General features: G+C 66.4%; 5 protein-coding genes. 1 reads left to right on the top strand and 4 read right to left on the bottom strand.

Annotated features, from left to right (window positions below):
- From CVM52_RS23510 to CVM52_RS23495, 4 genes are all read right to left on the bottom strand, one after another.
- On the bottom strand, positions 1–861 hold an 861-nt coding region (locus tag CVM52_RS23510), incomplete at its 3' end, for an ABC transporter ATP-binding protein (protein ID WP_100164770.1).
- Positions 858–1,709 carry an ABC transporter permease gene (locus CVM52_RS23505; protein ID WP_100164769.1) on the bottom strand — a complete coding sequence of 284 codons (852 nt, stop codon included), beginning with the start codon at positions 1,707–1,709 and terminating at the stop codon, positions 858–860. The genes CVM52_RS23510 and CVM52_RS23505, both read right to left, overlap by 4 nt.
- A gap of 3 nt (positions 1,710–1,712) precedes the next feature.
- Positions 1,713–2,663: an ABC transporter permease gene (locus CVM52_RS23500; RefSeq protein ID WP_100164768.1), complete on the bottom strand. Its 951-nt coding sequence runs from the start codon at positions 2,661–2,663 to the stop codon at positions 1,713–1,715.
- A gap of 63 nt (positions 2,664–2,726) precedes the next feature.
- Entirely contained in the window at positions 2,727–4,271 is a 1,545-nt protein-coding gene (locus CVM52_RS23495; RefSeq protein ID WP_100164767.1) for an ABC transporter substrate-binding protein, read from the bottom strand.
- 130 nt (positions 4,272–4,401) lie between these two features.
- Between CVM52_RS23495 and CVM52_RS23490 the strand changes: the two genes are divergently transcribed.
- Positions 4,402–4,991 (top strand): amidase family protein (locus CVM52_RS23490; protein WP_133119958.1); only part of this gene is annotated, 590 nt, incomplete at its 3' end.

Genomic DNA, 4,991 nt, shown 5'->3' with positions numbered 1-4,991 from the left:
CAGGGCGCAGCGCGGCGCAAAGGCGCAGGCCTCGCAACGGCCCGACAGGCTGGGAGGTGTGCCCGGGATTGGCGACAGCCGCTGGCCCGGACGCTCGCTGCCGGCCGCGGCGGCCAACAGCGCCGCCGTGTAGGGATGTGCGGGCGCATCCAGGACCGTCTCGACCTTGCCCGCTTCGACAACCCGGCCGCCGTACATCACCGCCACCCGGTCCGAATGGCGCGCGATCAAGCGCAGGTCATGGCTGAGCACCACCAGCGTGGCCCCGGTCTCGTCCCGCAGGCGATTGAGCGTGGCCATGATCTTTTCGCGGATCGAGGCATCGAGCGAGGCGGTCGGCTCGTCGGCGATCAGCAGGGCCGGCTGCCGGGCGATGGCCATCGCGATCACCACGCGCTGCGCCATCCCGCCCGAAAGCTCGTGCGGATAGGCGCGGATCACCCGCGCCGGATCGGAGAGTTCCGCGCGCAGCAGCAGTGCCGCCACATCGTCGCCGGAGGGCCGCCCGCCGATGGCGCGCGCCACCTGCTTGCCGACGCGCATCGTCGGGTCCAACGCGGTCATCGGGTTCTGGAAGACAAAACCCAGCTTGTCCCGGCGCAGCGCCCGCAGGCGTTCGGGATCGCTGCGCAGCACATCGGTGCCGGCCACCGACAGCGTGCCGCTTTCGCACTCGGCCTCTTCGGGCAGCAGGCGGCCGATGGCCATGCCCAGGGTCGTCTTGCCCGAGCCGCTTTCACCGACAACGGCCACGGTTTCGCCGGTGTCCAGAAGCAGATCGGCGCCATCCAGCGCCCGCAGCCCGCCGTGGCTGGTGCGATAGGAAATCACCAGATCGCGGATGTCAGCCAGCGCGGTCATGTCAGCGCCCTTCCCTTCAGCGGCTCGAGCGCGTCGCGCACGGCGTCGCCGACCAGGTTTACCGACATGATCGCCAGCGACAGCACGGCGCCCGAACTCAGCACCATCCAGGGTGCGATGGTCAGATAGGCACTGCCCTGGCGCAACAGCGACCCAAGCGAGGCCTCCGGCGGCTGCACCCCGAGGCCGAGGAAACTGAGCGCGCTTTCGATGATCATGCCGATCGACAGGGCATAGGTCAGTTGCACCATCACCGCGCCCATCACATTGGGCAGGATGTGCAGCAGCAGGATGCGGAGCGCGGACACGCCGGCGACCTCGGCCGCGGTGACAAAACCGCGCCCCGCCACACTCAGCGTGACCGAGCGCACCACGCGGATCAGCAGCGGCAGCGTGGCGATGGCGATCACCGCGATGGCCGACACCTGCCCCGGCCCCAGCACCGCGGCCACCAGCAACCCGACCAGGATCGCCGGGAAGGCGAACAGGATGTCGGCGCCGCGCGCCACGACGATATCCACCGCCCGCCCGAAATAGCCCGCCGCCATCCCCAGCAGCGTGCCGATCACCGCCGAGATCAGCACCGCGACCGCCGAGAGCAGAAAGGTTGCGCGGATCCCCTGTACCACCCGTGGCAGGAACGACCGGCCCAGTTCATCCGTGCCGAAGGGATGTTGCAGCGTCGGCGGCCCCAGGCGCGGCCCGGCGGCAATCTGGGTGGGATCGCCCAGGGGCAGCCAGGGGCCGAAAATGCCCAGAAAGATCAGCAGCAGCAGCGCGGCAAGCCCGAAGGCGGACAGCGCGTCGGCCCGCCAGATACGAGAGAGCCACGAGGTCACAGCGCGCATCGCTCAGCTCCCCACCCGCGGATCGATCACCGCGTAAAGAAAATCGGCCGTCATGTTGATCAGCACGAAAACCACCGCCGCCAACAGCACGCCGGCCTGCACGATGGCATAGTCGCGGTTCAGCAAGCCGTTGAAGGTATAGAGGCCGAAGCCGGGGATCGAGAACAGCACCTCGACCACCACGGCACCGCCCAGCAGAAAGCCGAAATAGGTTGTCACCACCGTCACCACCGGGATCGCCGCATTGCGCAGCACATGCAGACGGATGATGGCGCCGGGCCGCTCGCCGCGCGCCACCGCCGCGGTGATATAGCCCTCGGTCATCACCCGCAGCACCGCGTCGCGGGTGGTGCGCAGCACCAGCGCGATACCGAACAGGGCCAGCGTCAGGCCGGGCAGCAACATGGTGCGAAGATTGCCCACCGGGTCTTCGGTGAACGGCACATAGCCGCCTACCCGGAACCACAGGCTCCAGACCGAGAAGATGAAGATCAGCACCGAGCCGATGACAAAATCCGGCACGCTGGCGCCGATTGCGCCCACCACGCGCGCCGCGTCCAGCCCCTTGCGCCCGGCGCGGCGGATCCCCGAGGCGACGCCCAGGGGCAGCCCCACCAGCAGCGCCAGGCCCAAGGCGATGAAGGCCAGTTCCAGGGTGACCGGCGCGCGGCGAAGGAATTCGTGGATCACCGGCTTTTGCGTCACCATCGAGACCCCGAAGTCGCCCTGCAGCAGCGCGATCAGCCAGCGGCCATATTGCACCGCCACCGGTTGATCGAGCCCATAGCGCTGGCTGATCGCCTCGCGCGCTTCGGGCGTGACGAAGGGCCCAAGCAGAATGTCCGCATAGCCGCCCGGGATCAGCCGCAGCGCCAGGAAGACCAGCACCGAGACACCCAGAAGCGTGATCAGCGCCGCAGCCACCCGTGGGAGAAGATAGAGGAAAAGTCGCATATCAGGCCTGGCACCGGCTTGCGGCGGAACGGGCATCGGGCCCGCCCGCCGCGCCGCAGCTTGTTATTGCGGAGCGAACTCGGCGATGTACTGGTACGTATTGGCCGAGCCGGAACGTTCGGCCACCTTCACCGCAACCTGGTCCGAGCGGTAGACGACGTAATCGGACTTGCCCACCAGCGCCAGCAGGTTGGCGCCATCGTCGATCATCGCGCAGATCTCGGTCAGCTTGTCATCGCGCTGCCCGTCATCCGACATCGAAGCGACATCTTTCAGCGCCTGGCTCAGCTCGGGCACGTTCTCCTGGAAGGCCAGGTTCCAGATGGCGAATTCGGGATCCCACCACTTGATGACCATTCCGGGGTCAGTATAGCCGGCCAGCCAGGACACCGAGAAATCGAAATCGCCGTCGGTGAACACCTTCTGCAGGTATTCCGCGGTGGGAACCTGGTTGAGCTCGACCTCGAAACCGGCCTCGGAGAGGTTCTGCTGCACAACCTGACCGATGCGGCCCAGCACCGGGTTTGCCGACGACATGGTCAGCGCCACTTCGGGCGATGGGACACCGGCCTCTTCCAGCAGGCTTCGGGCTTTTTCAAGCCGTGCCTCACGCGGCATCGCGTAGGTGTCGAGATCGCGGCAGGCGTCCTTACCGAAGGCTGCCGGCACCGGGTAATCCACCGCGCTGGAGCCGCCGAAGACGAAGTCGTTGATCGCCTCGCGATCCAGTGCCAGGTTCATCGCCTGCCGCACCTTCTTGTCGGAAAAGGCCGACTCTTCGCTCAGCGCATTCACGTCCAGACGATAGTAGTTGGTGGTCTGCTGCGGCTGGATCGCGACCTCGGAAACGCTGCCCAGCATTTGCTGCACGTCGGGATTTTCGAAGGTGGTGAAATCGATCCGGCCATCGCGGATCGCGGCGATGCGCGCGGATTCATCGGGGATGATCGGCACTTCCAGCGTTGCCGCCAGCGGATAGCCCTCGCGCCAATAATGCGGGTTTGCCTGCAGCGCCCAGCTTTCGTCCTGGTTGTGGTTTGCAACCATGAACGGACCCGAGCCGAGCATCTGCGAGGCCGGGTCGAAACTGCCGTCGCGCAGTTCCGTCATCGGCAGGATCGCCGCGGTGATATGGGCCAGCGCCGGCAGGAAGGTCGCGTGCGGGGTGGCAAGCTCGACCTGAACGGTGCGGTCGTCCAGCGCCTCCATCTTGGCGATGTCGCCCAGCTGGTGCGACCAGTACGAGGCGGTTTCCGGATTCTTGATCCGTTCGAGGCTGCCGATGACGTCATCGGTTGTCACCGCGCGCCCGTTGGAAAACGCCGCGCCGTCGCGGAGGGTCAGCGTATAGGTGGTGTCCGAGGTCTGTTCCCAGCTTTCCGCCAGCCCGGCCTGCAGGCCGAGATTCGCATCGGCGGTCAACAGGGTTTCATAGACCATCTGGTACATTTCCCACGAGGCGACCGTGCCGGCGACGTGAACGTCGAAACCGGTGATCTCGGCCGGTTTGCCCCAGGTCAGCGTACCTTGCTGCGCCATGGCCGGCAGCGCGGTCAGCCCGAAAAATGCGGCGGCAGCGACGCTGCCAAGAAGTCTGCGGGATGTCATTGTTCAATCCTCTCTGTCGATGTCCGGGCGCTGTTTTTTCTGTGCGTCCGAGGAACATGTTGACGACGATGTTATCTTGATCACATAAAGTCAAGGAAAGTTATTTCAGATAACGACAGCCGGATGAGAAATGGATTTTGACACCTACAGACAGTTGGACGCCACCGCACTCGCCCGGTTGGTGGCCATTGGCGAGGTGAGCGCGCAAGAGCTGCTGGAAACCGCCATCGCTGCGGCCGAACAGCAGAATCCGGCGGTCAATGCCCTGTCGCAGAAACTGTACGATCACGGCCGCGCCGCCCTGTCCGCCCCCCTGCCCGACGGCCCATTCAAGGGGGTGCCCTTCCTGCTGAAAGACGCCTCGGGCGACCTGACCGGGACGCCGACGCGTTATGGAGCACGCCTGCTGAGTGACCACGTGTCGGCTTCCGACTCGACCCTGGTTGCCCGCTACAAGGCCGCTGGCCTGGTGATCTTCGGCAAAACCACCACACCGGAATTCGCGCTCGCCGCTTCGACCGAAACCAGCCTGACCGGTGCCACCCGCAACCCGTGGGACCTATCGCGAAGCGCCGGCGGCTCCTCGGGTGGCAGCGCGGCGGCGGTGGCCGCCGGGATTGTTCCGGCGGCCCATGCCAGCGACGGCGGCGGTTCGATCCGGATCCCGGCCTCGTGCTGCGGGCTGTTCGGGATGAAGCCGACGCGGGCACGCACGCCCTC

It is taken from the genome of Pseudooceanicola lipolyticus (genome assembly GCF_002786325.1).
GTDB lineage: Bacteria > Pseudomonadota > Alphaproteobacteria > Rhodobacterales > Rhodobacteraceae > Pseudooceanicola_C > Pseudooceanicola_C lipolyticus.
The sequence above is the reverse complement of the archived record's forward strand: the minus strand, read 5'-3'. Positions and strand labels throughout refer to the sequence as shown.